This window comes from Citrobacter sp. RHBSTW-01044 (assembly GCF_013781945.1).
Classification (GTDB): Bacteria; Pseudomonadota; Gammaproteobacteria; order Enterobacterales; family Enterobacteriaceae; genus Citrobacter; species Citrobacter braakii.
The window spans coordinates 4584412-4598941 of sequence record NZ_CP056180.1; the positions used below are offsets into that span (position 1 = coordinate 4584412).

14 protein-coding genes are annotated in these 14530 nt (G+C 53.8%); 6 read left to right on the top strand and 8 right to left on the bottom strand.

Features of this window, described 5'->3' with window-relative positions; translation table 11 throughout:
• The first annotated feature begins 69 nt into the window (after window positions 1–69).
• Complete coding sequence (locus HV352_RS21930) at window positions 70–525, top strand: acyltransferase (protein ID WP_161784581.1); 456 nt, start codon at window positions 70–72, stop codon at window positions 523–525.
• A 34-nt stretch (window positions 526–559) separates the two neighbouring features.
• Here HV352_RS21930 and HV352_RS21935 read toward each other — a convergent pair whose 3' ends face one another.
• The 5 genes from HV352_RS21935 to pgi form a co-directional block, all read right to left on the bottom strand.
• Window positions 560–2656: a YjbH domain-containing protein gene (locus tag HV352_RS21935; protein WP_181635087.1), complete on the bottom strand. Its 2097-nt coding sequence runs from the start codon at window positions 2654–2656 to the stop codon at window positions 560–562.
• The gene (locus HV352_RS21940) at window positions 2656–3393 is read right to left on the bottom strand and encodes a capsule biosynthesis GfcC family protein (RefSeq protein WP_046275309.1); all 738 of its coding nucleotides are present in this window, start codon (window positions 3391–3393) and stop codon (window positions 2656–2658) included. The genes HV352_RS21935 and HV352_RS21940 overlap by 1 nt, the downstream gene beginning before the upstream one ends.
• The gene (locus tag HV352_RS21945) at window positions 3390–4028 is read right to left on the bottom strand and encodes a YjbF family lipoprotein (RefSeq protein ID WP_115191106.1); all 639 of its coding nucleotides are present in this window, start codon (window positions 4026–4028) and stop codon (window positions 3390–3392) included. The genes HV352_RS21940 and HV352_RS21945 overlap by 4 nt, the downstream gene beginning before the upstream one ends.
• A 63-nt stretch (window positions 4029–4091) precedes the next feature.
• A complete protein-coding gene (yjbE, locus tag HV352_RS21950; protein ID WP_003826562.1) occupies window positions 4092–4334 on the bottom strand; it encodes an exopolysaccharide production protein YjbE in 243 nt (80 codons plus the stop codon).
• Between the two features lie 469 nt (window positions 4335–4803).
• Complete coding sequence (gene pgi, locus HV352_RS21955) at window positions 4804–6450, bottom strand: glucose-6-phosphate isomerase (protein ID WP_016155434.1); 1647 nt, start codon at window positions 6448–6450, stop codon at window positions 4804–4806.
• Window positions 6451–6752: 302 nt separating this feature from the next.
• Between pgi and lysC the strand changes: the two genes are divergently transcribed.
• The 3 genes from lysC (at window position 6753) to HV352_RS21970 (ending at window position 9495) form a co-directional block, all read left to right on the top strand.
• The gene (gene lysC / locus HV352_RS21960) at window positions 6753–8102 is read left to right on the top strand and encodes a lysine-sensitive aspartokinase 3 (RefSeq protein WP_080860367.1); all 1350 of its coding nucleotides are present in this window, start codon (window positions 6753–6755) and stop codon (window positions 8100–8102) included.
• 92 nt (window positions 8103–8194) lie between these two features.
• Window positions 8195–9121 carry a ketopantoate/pantoate/pantothenate transporter PanS gene (panS, locus tag HV352_RS21965; protein WP_019077880.1) on the top strand — a complete coding sequence of 309 codons (927 nt, stop codon included), beginning with the start codon at window positions 8195–8197 and terminating at the stop codon, window positions 9119–9121.
• A 101-nt stretch (window positions 9122–9222) separates the two neighbouring features.
• Window positions 9223–9495 carry a DUF3811 domain-containing protein gene (locus HV352_RS21970; protein ID WP_003826541.1) on the top strand — a complete coding sequence of 91 codons (273 nt, stop codon included), beginning with the start codon at window positions 9223–9225 and terminating at the stop codon, window positions 9493–9495.
• On the opposite strand, the gene rluF is transcribed toward HV352_RS21970, so the two are convergent.
• Together rluF and ftrA are read right to left on the bottom strand one after the other, a co-directional pair.
• Complete coding sequence (gene rluF, locus HV352_RS21975; RefSeq protein ID WP_016155331.1) at window positions 9492–10367, bottom strand: 23S rRNA pseudouridine(2604) synthase RluF; 876 nt, start codon at window positions 10365–10367, stop codon at window positions 9492–9494. The genes HV352_RS21970 and rluF overlap by 4 nt on opposite strands.
• Before the next feature lie 68 nt (window positions 10368–10435).
• On the bottom strand, window positions 10436–11416 hold the full coding sequence (gene ftrA / locus HV352_RS21980; protein ID WP_029139686.1) for a transcriptional regulator FtrA: 981 nt from the start codon (window positions 11414–11416) through the stop codon (window positions 10436–10438).
• A gap of 84 nt (window positions 11417–11500) precedes the next feature.
• Between ftrA and HV352_RS21985 the strand changes: the two genes are divergently transcribed.
• Together HV352_RS21985 and pepE are read left to right on the top strand one after the other, a co-directional pair.
• Window positions 11501–11920 (top strand): rhodanese-like domain-containing protein, encoded by a 420-nt coding sequence (locus HV352_RS21985; protein WP_019077882.1) that lies wholly within the window; start codon window positions 11501–11503, stop codon window positions 11918–11920.
• Window positions 11921–12076: 156 nt separating this feature from the next.
• A complete protein-coding gene (gene pepE, locus HV352_RS21990; protein WP_016155430.1) occupies window positions 12077–12766 on the top strand; it encodes a dipeptidase PepE in 690 nt (229 codons plus the stop codon).
• A 56-nt stretch (window positions 12767–12822) separates the two neighbouring features.
• Here pepE and HV352_RS21995 read toward each other — a convergent pair whose 3' ends face one another.
• The gene (locus HV352_RS21995) at window positions 12823–14454 is read right to left on the bottom strand and encodes a Na/Pi cotransporter family protein (RefSeq protein WP_016155429.1); all 1632 of its coding nucleotides are present in this window, start codon (window positions 14452–14454) and stop codon (window positions 12823–12825) included.
• Window positions 14455–14530: the final 76 nt, after the last annotated feature.

Sequence of the window (14530 nt, forward strand, 5' to 3'; positions counted from 1 at the left end):
TTTGTTTATATTTTGTGCAAGAAAGGTCAGCAGGGAATGATGTATGTCACGACACATTTCACAGGATGAATTATGCAGCTCAGACAATCCGCTGTTCGCAACGTTACCTGCGGTGAGAACGTGGTGATCTATGAACCCGCAAATCTCTACGACTGCACATTAGGGGACAACGTTTTTGTCGGACCATTTGTTGAAATCCAGGGTAATACGCAGATTGGCGCAGACAGCAAAATTCAGTCGCACACCTTCATCTGCGAATATGTCACCCTCGGCGCTCGCTGTTTTATCGGTCACGGCGTGATGTTCGCCAACGATATGTTTCGCGAAGGAAAACCCAATGCCGACCGCAACAGTTGGGGACGTATTACGATTGGCGACGATGTCTCGATCGGCAGCGGAGCGACCATTCTGGCGGTCACTATCTGTGATGGCGTGGTCGTCGGCGCGGGGAGCGTGGTGACCAAATCGATCACCGAGAAAGGCGTGTATGCGGGAAATCCGGCAAAATTATTACGTCGTTTATAGAGCCGGATAAGCGCAGGTCTCATCCGGCCATCTATCAGCGGAAGTTTTCACTCCTGTCGCTGGTCATGTCGTACAGACCAAACTTACGTCCAAGCTGCTGACCGCCATCGCGTGTTAACGGCGTCCAGCCAATCGCCGCACGACTGCGGGTTGGGCCTGACGAGAACAGATCCAGCGGCACAGAAACGTACACCCCTTTGGTAAAATCACCCTCTCCGTACTCATCCGGCGAGGCGTCGGTGATGGTCGCATAGCCCCCCACCACTACGCCGCTGTCAAAGCGTTTCGCCACTTCCAGCGTTCCGCCCTTATCCCCCGCCAGATACTGCCCCACGCTGGCTTTCACCAGTACATCCTGGGCGAACGAAGGATTCCAGTAAGCCGTCAAATGCCCGGTCTTCACGCTGTAGTCGGTAAACTTCATCATATCCTGCGCGCTACGCCAGTCACGCTGTTTCACGTAGTTGGCATCAACACCAAACGCCCAGTTGCTGTCCAGCGGGCGATACAGCACTTCTGCCCCCGCTCCGCCGTACATAGTTTCCAGATAGCCCCCGTAAACCTGTCCGTAGAACCCATTTCCGAGTGACTGGAAGTAGTTGGCCTGCAGGTTATTCACGTAGACATCGTTTTGCACATACTCACGCACATGGGTACGCACGCGTGGTAAATGCGAATCCTGCGGCGGGTTGGTGTAGTTAAACTTGTCATAGTTATTGGCGAGGTTGGCGAACAAACTCCCGGTGGTCAGCAGATGATCGGTAACCCACAAATCCGCCGTTCCCATCACGCCCAACTGATACATATAGAAGTTTTCCGGGCCGCCCACCGACTGATTTAGCACCGGATCGATGTGGAAATTGAAGCGTGACTTATCAATATACCAGCCCTGCTCGGTCGTTTTCGGTACCTCGGGTTCGACGCGTTTTTGTGCCAGCTGAGTTTCATGGCCCAACGGCTCGCCTTCCAGATGGCGCTTGAGGCTGGAAACCTCCGTTTCGGTCGTCACCTGCGGCAAGTTAAGGCGGTTTTCCGTAATGCGGATCGTGCGGATCCCATCGGGAAGATCGTTCATCACGATCCGGTTAGCACGCTCGATCCCTTCGCGCGAATCACGGTATTTCACCTGTTCACCCGTTACATACAGCGTATCGCCCTGCACCTGAATTTTAGGATCCGCCAGCCCGGCGTTATATTTCAGCAGCGTTAACTGATTCGCCACCACCGAATGTTGCAGGATGGCATCCTGCGGCTGTGGTTGATATTTCGGGCGGGTATTGTCGTTATAGTTTGGTCGCAGATCGTTAAAGTTAGTCCGCAGCGTGACCCCAAACATCAAGGTGTTCCCGCGCTCATAGCTGAGGTTAACGTCGGCCCAATCGGTGACGCGATAAATAGCGCCGACGTTAAACTTGCTCTTCTGATCCAACTTGCCGGCAAAATCCTGCTGGTAATTATTACCTTCATACTCCAGTTTCAGGCGCAGCGGCTGCCAGGGAGTCTGATACTCTACGCCGCCAAACAGCGACGCCGGGCCGTGGAACATCTGGCTACCGTCAACAGAACCGGCCTGCTTGTAGCTGTTATCGCGATGGCAAAATTTATCACTGTATGAGCAAAACGGATTGCTAACGTTGCCGCTGGTCCCGAGATATCCCCAGCCAAGGCCGAGAGAGAAATCAAACGGGCCCCAGGCTTTGCTCGCCACCACATACTCCGCATCGAACAGGCCGGTACCACCGATATCCCGCGCGCCAACCGCCACCTGCGGCATCCAGTAGCTCTCTTCCCACAGGCGAAGTTTGAGATCAAAAGCCTTATCTTTATAAGTCTGATCGCCAGAAAACGACTCCACGCCGCTGTATTTTTTGGTACGCACATCGGTATAGCGCAGGGTAGTTTCCAGCCAGGGGAAGAGTTGTACCGACGCAGAGTAGTAACGGTATTGATCGTTATCGCGGTAGTTAAGGCTCATTTCGCCTTCACGCGCCATGCGTGCGGTTGGGGTTTGCAGCAGTCCCACGCCGCCAAAATCGGACTGGGAAGGTCCAATGGGCGCGGGCCAGGTTTCACCGTGGCAGGCAACGCTTACGCCCAGCGCCAGTAAGCTGAGCAGATAAGTTTTTCTCATTATTCGGGTATCCGCTGGGTCAGGGTGCGAAGAATGTCGGCATTGATTTCATCCGGGGTGCTGCGCCAGACGGCATCAGAGAGTCCGACAAAAATGATGCTGCCGGGCATCGGCTCAACGTGACGTTTGTTCCAGTAGGCGACCGGGACTTTTTGCGTGCGTCCGTCGGGATAGATGACCCAAGCGTAGCTACGATCTGCGCCGCTGAGCCGACGTTGCCCATCGAGATAGCTGGCGATATCGCGCCCGGGCATAAACGGTTGTTTACCCGGATGACTTAGCAGGCCAAACAGCGTTATATCCGTTGGCTGCGGTCCGACCCACAGCGTGTAATTGCCCTGCAACGGCGGGTTGCCTCGCTCACTGACGCGCACAACATCCGGGTCGAGATTAATCTTCTGTCTGCCGGTCACCTTCAGCGCCTGAATTTGCTGGCGCAATGCGTTGATAGCCGCGGCATCGTCACCGCTTTCTTCAGCGCTGAGCATCGCCAGACGAGCCAGTAATGCCTGCTGCTGACGCTCTGCTTCCGTCGTTGCCCGCTCTTCGCTGATAACCGCTCCTGGCCACCAGCTATTACTCAACCGCGGCTGCCCAACCAGGTCGAGCAGATGTTCGGCCCCGGTCAGAGTCTTTGGCTCTTCGCTGGCGGAGGTAAAGACCTTAACGCTACCCGCAGCAAAAACTGACGCTGCGCTCAGGCTCAATAGCAGCGCCACAACGGCTCGTTTCATCATGATTTTGCCGCCTTAATCAGCGTGGTTTTCACCGGGAAGTAACGTGCGCCAAGATACTGTTCCGATTGGCGAATCTGCCCTTCGCTGTCGATCCAGTAGCGGTTATGCCAGCGCGTTTGATCGGTGGTGACTTCTTCGTCAAGGATCCGTACTGGCGTATCTTCGCTACCAACCTTAATGGTGTCAGTGCCATCCCATTCGAAAACCGAGTGGGCGGTGGCATAGCGCACCTGCTGATGTTCGGTCCAGCCCATCGTGCGGGTCCACGTTGCCCCATCGACTATCTGGTTTGGTTTGATGAGCGGATCTGCCGCGAGATTATTCACCTCGATCAGGTTATCCCCGCCGAGATGCGTTTTCACCATGCGCCCAGACTGCGTGACGAGAATGGCCCGATCCTGAGTCACCCATTTCTGCTGTCCGTTTTCCGCGAACGCGAGTACCACAAACAGTTGTGGGCCGCCGTTGAGCTGCATGTACTGGCTGGCGTAGGGCATGTTTTTGATTTCATCGTCCGTCATCTGTACGCCGGGAGTACCAAACACGCTATCCCATAGCGAATGACCCAGCCCTTCGGTGGTGGCTGAGCACGCCTGCAATAACAGGCAAACCATTATCAGCGCTGGTCGCTTCACGACATTTCTCCGCAGCGGCAAAATAACCACACCGAAGTGTGGTTAGAATTAAACGTACCGGTATTACTGGGTACTGGTGGTTGTGGTGGTTGTGGTTCCGGTGTTAGAACCATCGCCGCCACCGGTTGCCGCAAGAGCAACCCCCACCGCAGAACTTACGGTGCTCACGCTGGTTGCGGAGGAACTTCCTGCCGAAACCGACGCGGCAGCCGACCCTGCAGCCTCACCCACCTGAACGGGGGCAGCATAGACAGAAGTCGCCGCAAGCGCAGATATAGCCCAAAGGCCATACAGAACTTTTTTCATCACAAATTCCCTTCATTGTATGAATGGAGATTTACCCAAAAGAATTTCGGGCGAGATCGAGTATACACAAGCCAAAGTGTGCAAATTACGCCAGGCGGGAATTTAGGATAATTAGATAACAAGAAATAAAATGATTAACGACAGATAATTAAATCAATACAATCAAAAAGTTAAAATATAAAAATAGAAACGCAATACCCGGTAATTCTGAAAACACCAGAAACACGATAACGTTGAATGAATTATTTTAGGATTAAGCTCAATAAAGGTGTAAAGCAAAAACGTAGATATTCGGGCGCCAGATTATAAAAAAGCCGATATTAATATCGGCTTTTTTTATAAGTAATCTGCAAATTCATTCGAATTGCAACAAGGCGGCAAGATCGTTAATCCCCGGGAGCATAGATAGCTATGTGACCGGGGTTAACGAACGCAGCCAACAGCGCTGCGGCTCGAAGGAAGAAGCAGATTAACGCCAGGACTTATAACGGTTAATCAAACCGTTAGTTGAGCAATCATGGCTGGTGATTTCTTTATCATCATTCAGCTCTGGCAGAATGCGATTCGCCAGCTGTTTGCCCAGCTCAACGCCCCACTGGTCAAAGGTGAAGATATTCAGAATCGCGCCCTGAGTGAAGATTTTGTGCTCGTACAGTGCAATCAGCGCACCCAGGCTGAACGGTGTGATTTCGCGCAGCAGGATGGAGTTAGTTGGACGGTTACCTTCGAACACTTTGAACGGCACAACGTGGTCAAGCGTTGCCGGATCTTTACCCTGGTCGCGGTATTCCTGCTCAACCACTTCACGAGATTTACCAAAAGCCAGCGCTTCGGTCTGAGCGAAGAAGTTAGACAGCAGTTTCGGATGGTGATCCGACAGCGGGTTGTGGGTGATTGCCGGAGCGATGAAATCGCACGGAACCATTTTGGTACCCTGGTGAATCAGCTGGTAGAACGCATGCTGACCGTTAGTACCCGGCTCACCCCAGATGATTGGGCCTGTCTGGTAATCCACCGCATTGCCGTTACGGTCAACGTATTTACCGTTGGATTCCATATTGCCCTGCTGGAAGTAGGCCGCGAAACGGTGCATATACTGGTCGTACGGCAGAATCGCTTCGGTTTCAGCACCGAAGAAATTGTTGTACCAGATACCGATCAGCGCCAGCAGCACCGGCAGGTTTTTCTCCGCCGGAGTGGTGGAGAAGTGTTTATCCATGGCGTGCGCGCCAGAAAGCAGCTCAACAAAGTTGTCGAAGCCCACAGAAAGGATGATGGACAGACCGATTGCAGACCACAGGGAGTAACGACCGCCAACCCAGTCCCAGAACTCGAACATATTGGCGGTATCAATACCGAACTCGCCAACCGCTTTACCGTTAGTGGAGAGCGCTGCGAAGTGTTTGGCAACGTGCTTGTTGTCGCCAGCGGTCGCCAGGAACCAGTCGCGCGCGCTGTGGGCGTTAGTCATGGTTTCCTGAGTGGTGAAGGTTTTGGAAGCGACCAGGAACAGCGTAGTCTCCGGATTCACTTTCTTCAGCACTTCGGCAATGTGCGTACCATCGACGTTAGACACAAAATGCATGTTCAGGTGATTTTTGTACGGGCGCAGCGCTTCGGTCACCATGAACGGGCCGAGGTCTGAACCGCCGATACCGATGTTCACGACATCAGTAATGGCTTTACCGGTATAGCCTTTCCAGCTTCCGGAGATAATCGCTTCAGAGAAGGATTTCATCTTCTCAAGCACCGCGTTCACTTCCGGCATCACATCTTTGCCGTCAACGATGATTGGAGTGTTGCTACGGTTGCGCAGCGCCACGTGCAGCACGGCACGGTCTTCAGTGCGGTTAATTTTCTCACCGGAGAACATGGACTTGATGGCGCCTGCCAAATCGGTCTCTTTCGCCAGATCCTGCAGTTTAGCCAGCGTCTCTTCAGTGATGCGGTTTTTGGAGAAATCCACCAGCATCAGATCGTCAAACGTAGCGGAAAATTTAGCGAAACGATCGCTATCTTTCGCGAACAGATCCGCGATAGTAACGTCTTTCATCTCTTCAAAGTGTTTTTGTAGTGCCTGCCAGGCTGAGGTCTGCGTTGGATTGATGTTTTTCATTAGCAATACTCTTCTGATTTTGAGAATTGTGACTGAGATCGATTGTAACGCCAGTCACAGAAAAGTGTGATTGTTTTAATGCCATCGCCCTTGTATCCATCGAACCAGGGTAAAAAGTATAGATGTTATAAGCGCTGTTACTGAACGGAAACGCAGCATGAAAAATCCGCATAATCCCAGCGTTGACAGTGCAAGCTACACATTTTATTTATAAATACGGTATTTGCATTTGCGCCTGCACCGGTTTTCGTTCTGCCTTATGTGCCATGGTCGCTCTATTCATTCCCTGACACGAGGTAGTTATGACTGATGTAGTTGTCTCCAAGTTTGGCGGTACCAGCGTGGCGGATTTTGATGCCATGAATCGCAGCGCTGATGTGGTACTTTCTGATGCTAACGTCCGTGTAGTGGTACTTTCCGCTTCCGCTGGAATTACCAACCTGCTGGTCGCACTGGCTGAAGGGCTGGAGCCAACCGAGCGCTTCGAAAAACTCGACGCCATTCGTCAAATTCAGTTCAATATTCTGGAACGCCTGCGTTATCCGAACGTAATTCGTGAAGAGATTGAACGTCTGCTGGAAAACATCACCACGCTGGCAGAAGCGGCGTCACTGGCGACCTCAACCGCCCTGACCGACGAACTGGTCAGCCACGGTGAACTGATGTCTACCCTGTTGTTCGTCGAAATCCTGCGTGAACGCAGCGTGCAAGCGCAGTGGTTTGACGTGCGTAAAGTGATGCGCACCAACGATCGTTTTGGTCGCGCAGAACCCGACGTCGCGGCGCTGGCTGAACTGGCAACGCTTCAGTTGGCCCCGCGTCTGAGCGAAGGTCTGGTAATCACTCAGGGTTTTATCGGCAGCGAAGGCAAAGGCCGCACCACCACGTTGGGGCGCGGCGGTAGCGATTATACAGCCGCCCTGCTGGCCGAAGCGCTGCACGCAACGCGCGTCGATATCTGGACCGATGTTCCAGGCATTTACACTACCGATCCGCGCGTTGTTCCTGCAGCGCAGCGTATTGATGAAATCGCCTTTGAAGAGGCCGCAGAAATGGCGACCTTTGGCGCGAAAGTGCTGCACCCGGCAACCCTGTTGCCGGCCGTACGTAGCGATATCCCGGTATTTGTTGGCTCCAGCAAGGATCCAAAAGCAGGCGGTACGCTGGTCTGCAATAAAACCGCGAATCCACCGCTGTTCCGTGCGCTGGCGCTACGCCGTAAGCAGACGCTGCTGACGCTGCATAGCCTGAATATGCTGCACTCTCGCGGCTTTTTAGCAGAAGTGTTCGGCATCCTTGCACGCCACAATATCTCGGTAGATTTAATTACCACATCTGAAGTCAGCGTAGCGCTGACGCTGGATACCACCGGTTCAACCTCCACCGGCGATACGCTGTTAACGCAGTCTCTGCTGATGGAACTGTCTGCCCTGTGCCGGGTTGAAGTCGAAGAAGGACTGGCGCTGGTGGCGTTGATTGGCAACGACCTGTCCAAAGCCTGCGGCGTGGGTAAAGAGGTGTTTGGTGTACTGGAGCCGTTCAACATCCGCATGATTTGCTACGGCGCGTCCAGCCATAACTTGTGCTTCCTGGTGCCCGGTAGCGAAGCCGAACAGGTGGTACAGAAGCTGCATCATAATTTGTTTGAATAATATTTCATCACGCGATAAACAATAACTATAGCCGGGCTCGAACCCGGCTTTTTTATAACAACACAACACATTTCAATCGCAAGGAAGATAACATGCTCGCTACTCTCACGCGGCTGTTCCCGTTATGGGCGCTGCTGCTCTCTGTTATTGCGTATTACACGCCCTCCACCTTTACGCCTGTCGGGCCATTCGTACCGTCGTTGCTGATGCTGATCATGTTCGGCATGGGCGTTCACCTGAAGGTGGACGACTTTAAACGCGTACTTTCACGCCCCGCACCTGTCGCGGCGGGTATTTTCCTGCACTATCTGGTGATGCCGCTCGCCGCATGGATTTTGGCGCTGGCATTTAATATGCCGCCGGAACTGTCGGCAGGGATGGTGCTGGTCGGTAGCGTCGCCAGCGGAACCGCATCGAACGTCATGATCTATCTGGCAAAAGGTGATGTGGCGCTCTCCGTGACTATTTCATCGGTTTCAACGCTGGTCGGCGTTGTCGCCACGCCGCTGCTGACACGGCTGTATGTCGACGCGCATATCCAGGTGGATGTGATGGGTATGCTGCTGAGTATTCTGCAGATCGTGGTCATTCCGATTGCTTTGGGACTGGTCATTCACCATCTGTTCCCACGCGTCGTAAAAGCCGTGGAACCGTATCTGCCGGCGTTTTCTATGGTGTGCATCCTGGCGATCATCAGCGCCGTCGTGGCGGGTTCCGCCTCGCACATTGCGTCCGTCGGCTTTGTGGTGATTATCGCCGTGATCCTGCATAACACCATTGGCTTGCTCGGCGGCTACTGGGGCGGAAAACTGTTTGGTTTCGACGAGTCAACCTGTCGTACGTTGGCTATTGAAGTGGGCATGCAGAATTCAGGGCTTGCCGCTGCGCTGGGCAAAATATACTTTGGCCCGCTTGCGGCGCTGCCCGGCGCATTGTTCTCGGTCTGGCATAACCTTTCCGGTTCGCTGCTGGCAGGTTACTGGTCCGGTAAACCGATTGAAGAAAAAGAACGCCGCTAATTGGCGGCGGCAGGCCGGATAGCAGCTAACACCTTATCCGGCCTACCCAGCCTCTGCACTTTGCCGTACACTGCGGATATCGGCTAACAGAGGGCACCCTTATGGCACTCCCCCGCATTACCCAAAAAGAGATGACCGAGCGCGAACAGCGTGAACTGAAAACGCTGCTCGACCGCGCGCGCATTGCGCATGGTCGACTGCTGACCAACGCTGAGACCAACAGCATCAAGAAAGAGTACATCGATAAACTGATGGCCTTGCGCGAAGCAGAAGCTAAAAAAGCCCGCCAGTTGAAGAAAAAGCAGGCTTATAAACCGGATGCGGAAGCATCATTTTCCTGGTCAGCGAATACGCCAACGCGCGGCAGACGTTAACGCCCTTTCTTCTTACGCCCCGGCGAGGTAAAACGCTTCCCGTTTGCCGCCGGGCGCGATTTCTCTTTCTCTGCCGATTTTTCGATTTTCACCACCGGGCGCTTAATGCCTGCGGTTTTTGGCTTCGCTTTCGCCTTCGGTTTGGCTTCTGAGGACGAGTTCTCAATCAGCTTGAACAGGTCGATCAGTTCGTCATCCGTCAGGTCACGCCATTCACCCAGCGGCAGGCCGGACAGACCAACGTTCATGATACGTGTACGCTCAAGCTTAGTAACTTCATAGCCAAAGTGCTCGCACATACGACGGATCTGGCGGTTCAGCCCCTGAATCAGCGTGATACGAAACACAAACGGCGCTTCTTTCTTGACCTTACATTTCTTGGTGACGGTGCCAAGGATTGGCACACCGGCACTCATCCCACGGATAAAGTCATCAGTGACCGGCTTATCTACCGTCACCAGATACTCTTTTTCGTGATCGTTACCGGCACGCAGGATTTTATTCACCAGGTCGCCGTGGTTAGTCAGAAAGATAAGCCCCTGGGAATCTTTGTCCAGACGACCGATTGGGAACACGCGCTTGCTGTGGTTAACGAAATCAACAATGTTGTCGCGTTCGCTGTCTTCAGTGGTGCTGACAATCCCTACCGGCTTGTTCAGCGCGATAAAAACCAGATCTTCCGCTTCACGCGGCTCAATCAACCGACCATTCACTTTTACGACGTCGCCAGGCATCACCTGATCGCCAATGGTGGCGCGTTTACCATTCAGGAAGACATTCCCTTGTTCGATAAAGCGATCCGCCTCGCGGCGCGAGCAGATTCCGCTTTCACTGATGTATTTATTTAATCGGATGGATGAGTCGGGCAGCATAATTTCTCCTTTGACAGCGAAATATACCCTACCTTGCGGGGGATAAAAAAGCAGAGCGTGAAAATGTGCTATCGCATCTGATTACGTAATGCCTGCGGGCTGATACCAAATCGTTTTTGAAAGTGGTAACGCAAAGAGTTTGCGCTGCCGAACCCGGTTTGCTGCGCGATCTGCTCAATACTGATATGGGATGTATTGAGCGCCTGCTGCGCACGGTTTAGCCGTTCATTCATCAGCCAACGTGCGGGAGTAAGCCCTGTTGACTCCTGAAATCGCCGCATCAACGTTCGGGGACTCATACCGACCTGGCTGGCCAGAGCGTCAAGGGTATGCTTCTGCGCGATATTGTTATGTAACCAGTCAAGCAAAAGACCAAAACGCTGGCTTTCCCGACTTCGGGCAACAGGACGCAGTTGCTGCTGAGTCTGGCTGCCATCCCTGTGGGGCTGCAGCACCAGGCGACGGGCCACGTTATTGGCAATCTCAAGTCCAAAATCAGTGCGCACCACATGCAAACATAAATCAATCCCTGCCGCACTACCTGCCGAAGTGAGCACGTCGTGGTCACCGACATACAGGACATCTTCCACAACGTTGATGGCGGGAAAGCGTCGCTGGAGTTCACTGACGTAACGCCAGTGCGTCGTCGCCTTACGGTCATCCAGCAAACCTGCCGCAGCCAGAACAAATACACCAGAACAGATAGAGATGATTCGACAACCGCGTTGATGTGCTTCACGAAGCGCATCGCATAATGCTTCCGGGACTGGTGAACTCACGTCACGCCAGCCAGGAATGACAATAGTGTCTGCTTCCTGCAGCAATTCATATCCACCGTCCACCACGATACGAACCCCGCCAGTTGCCCTTAATTCACCTTGATCAACCGAAGCCACGGCAAAACGATACCAGCTCTCTCCCAGTTCAGGTCGCGGAAGCCCAAAAACTTCCACTGCGACGCCAAACTCGAAAGTACATAGCCCGTCATAAGCGAGTGCAACGACCAACGGGCGAGAAGATGTTGTCATGATCCTGGCGGAATCTGTCATGGTCAGAGGGTGTTTCGAGGTTAATTTTTTGATGAGATAAGAGGTAACACAACAGCTGATTTCACCACAAGAGAAAACAACAATATGAGTACCGTAACTGATATTCCAGCCGCTTCATCTGCACAAGCTATCGCCCATTTCCAGCAACGTCTGAATATGGAGACGGATTGTTCTGACGTTCATTCCGCGATGGCTGCTGACGACAAAGATTTTGTGCTTTTACATGTAGTGGGGAGTGCAGAGAGTTTTTCCCGTTGTCATATCCCTGGCGCGATTCATCTTCCCCATCGACTGATAAATACGGAATCCTTGAAAAAATGGCCACAGGACACACTGTTTGTCGTCTATTGCGCTGGCCCACACTGTAACGGGGCCGATCGCGCGGCGCTGAAGTTGGCGCAGCTAGGTCGACCGGTGAAAATAATGATTGGTGGTATTAAGGGCTGGGAGGACGAAGGCCTGGCGTTTGCCACTACGCAAAAGGACGCTGTTTCAATAGATTGATCGTTGTTAAGTCTGAACGGGCTTTTCCAACAGGAGGTTGTGGTTAACCCGTTCGGCTTTCCCCCCTTCCAACATCGTGAGCCATATCAGTAAGGCGTTACGCTGATAGTGGTAGCATTAGCGCGGTTTGTAATTTTCTGATTACATGGAGAAATGATGGAACTGCTTTTATTGAGTAACTCGACGCTGCCGGGCAAAGGCTGGATGGAACATGCGCTACCACTGATTGCTGAGCAGCTGAATGGTCGCCGTACGGCGGTGTTTATTCCGTTCGCTGGCGTGACGCAAACCTGGGATGAATACACGGCGAAAACGGCAGCCATCTTTGCGCCAATGGGCGTCAACGTTACTGGCATTCATACCGTTGCCGATCCGATCGCTGCCATTGAAAACGCAGAGCTGGTGATTGTCGGCGGGGGTAACACCTTCCAGTTACTGAAAGAGAGCCGCGAGCGCGGACTGCTGGCGCCGATTGTGGATGTCGTCAAACGCGGTGCGCTGTACATCGGCTGGAGCGCGGGTTCTAACCTCGCCTGCCAGACCATCCGCACCACCAACGACATGCCGATTGTCGATCCAAAAGGTTTTGATGCCCTGGGTCTGTTCCCGCTGCAGATTAACCCACATTTCACCAATGCGCTTCCGGAAGGCCACAAAGGCGAAACGCGTGAACAGCGTATTCGCGAGCTGCTGGTTGTGGCACCAGAGCTGACGGTGATTGGTTTGCCGGAAGGAAACTGGATTAAGGTGAGTAACGGCCAGGCGGTTCTTGGCGGTCCGAACACTACTTACGTCTTTAAAGCAGGTGAAGACGCGGTTGCCCTCGAAGCAGGTCACTGCTTCTAACCGACGTTGCCGGATAACGGCATAAATGCCTTATCCGGCCAACCGGTCCACCTCACTCAATAATCGTCGCGCTCATCGTCCTCATCCGGCTGTTCCAGCACGCTATAGGCCACGGAACAAAACAGCGAGTTCAGACGCTGCATATCGCCCAGCAGCGCCAGGTGCAAGGAGCTGGTCTCGATGCTCTGCACGTTCTGCTGATGCAGACGGTCAACGTGCGCATGCGAATAACGACGGTTGAGAATACGGAAACGGTGCTTGCTACGGCGCAGACGTCGGGCGCTGGTCACGTCACCAGAGAAGAATACCGACATCGCCAGCTGCAGATTGCTGAGCAGCTGATCGAAGAGCGCATCCAGCTCTTTCAATCCTTCCACGGAGAATGCGCGACGGGCAGCCAGCGACTTATCCGCTATCTCACTGCCCATACGTTCGACAATATCGGAAGCCTGCTCGAGGTTAAGCGACATTTCGATAATCTCCGCCCAACGGCGTGATTCCTCTTCCGCCAGTTCATCCTTTGGCATCCGCGCCAGATAGAGCTTGATTGCCGTGTATAGCACGTTAATGTCGTCCGCCATCCTGCGCAGTTCTTTCTCTTCACGCGGCTCGCCGTGCATCACCTTCTTCAGCCCGTCCATCATCTGCTCCATCGCGTCGCCGATGCGCAGAGCTTCACGAGCGGCATTGGCCAGGGCCAGCGTCGGCGTATCCAGCGCGCTGACGTCCAGATGCTTGGGCTTCAGATGCGCATCCAACTCCGGCTCATCGCGGATGATGCGCTTACAAAAACGCGCCATCGGTTCTGCAAACGGCACCATCGCCACGCAGCGCACCAGGTTGTAGAAGACATGGAAGTAAATAACCAGTTCAGATTTCGGCAGCGGCAGTTCATCCATCAGATTTGCCAGCGGATGAACAAACGGCAGGATAATCAGGCTTCCCACCAGCTTAAACAGCAGGCTACCGAGCGCCACACGGCGGGCGGCGGCGTTAGCGGCGCTGTTATTAAGCATCGCCAGCAGGCCAGAGCCGAGGTTGGCGCCAATCACCAGACACAACGCCACCGGGAACGAGATAATGCCTGCCGCGGTCAGCGTTGCCGTCAGCAGCACCGCCGCAAGGCTGGAGTAACTGATAATCGCGAACATGGCGCCAATCAGCGCATCCAGCATGATATCGCCGGTGAGCGAGGCGAAAATAACCTGTACGCCGTTAGCCTGGGTGATCGGTGTTACCGCCTGCACAATCAGTTCCAGCGCCAGTAAAATCAACCCCAGTCCAATACCAACCCGCCCCAGTTGCCCCACGCGAGACTGCTTACGTCCGAGAAAGAAGATCACGCCGATAAAAATCAGCAGTGGCGACAGCCAGGAGAGATCGAAGGTCAGGATACGCGCCATCAGCGCGGTCCCGACGTCGGCGCCAAGTACAATCACCAGCGCAGGGGTGAGCGCCACGAGGTCCTGCGCGACAAACGAGGTCACCAGCATGGTGGTGGCGTTGCTGCTTTGCACCAGCGCCGTCACGCCGATACCCGCACAAAAGGCGAGCGGCTTCTTTTCAACGCTACGGCTGAGCACGGTGCGCAAGCGGGCGCCAAAGACGCGCATCACGCCGGTACGCACGATGTGGGTGCCCCACACCAGCAGCGCGACGGCAGAAAGCAGATGTAGCAGAGTTAACACGGAATCAGGTTCTCCTTATCGTTATATGTTCCTGAGGTTCATAGCGATGACATAACACCTGATGACGCCACGCTTA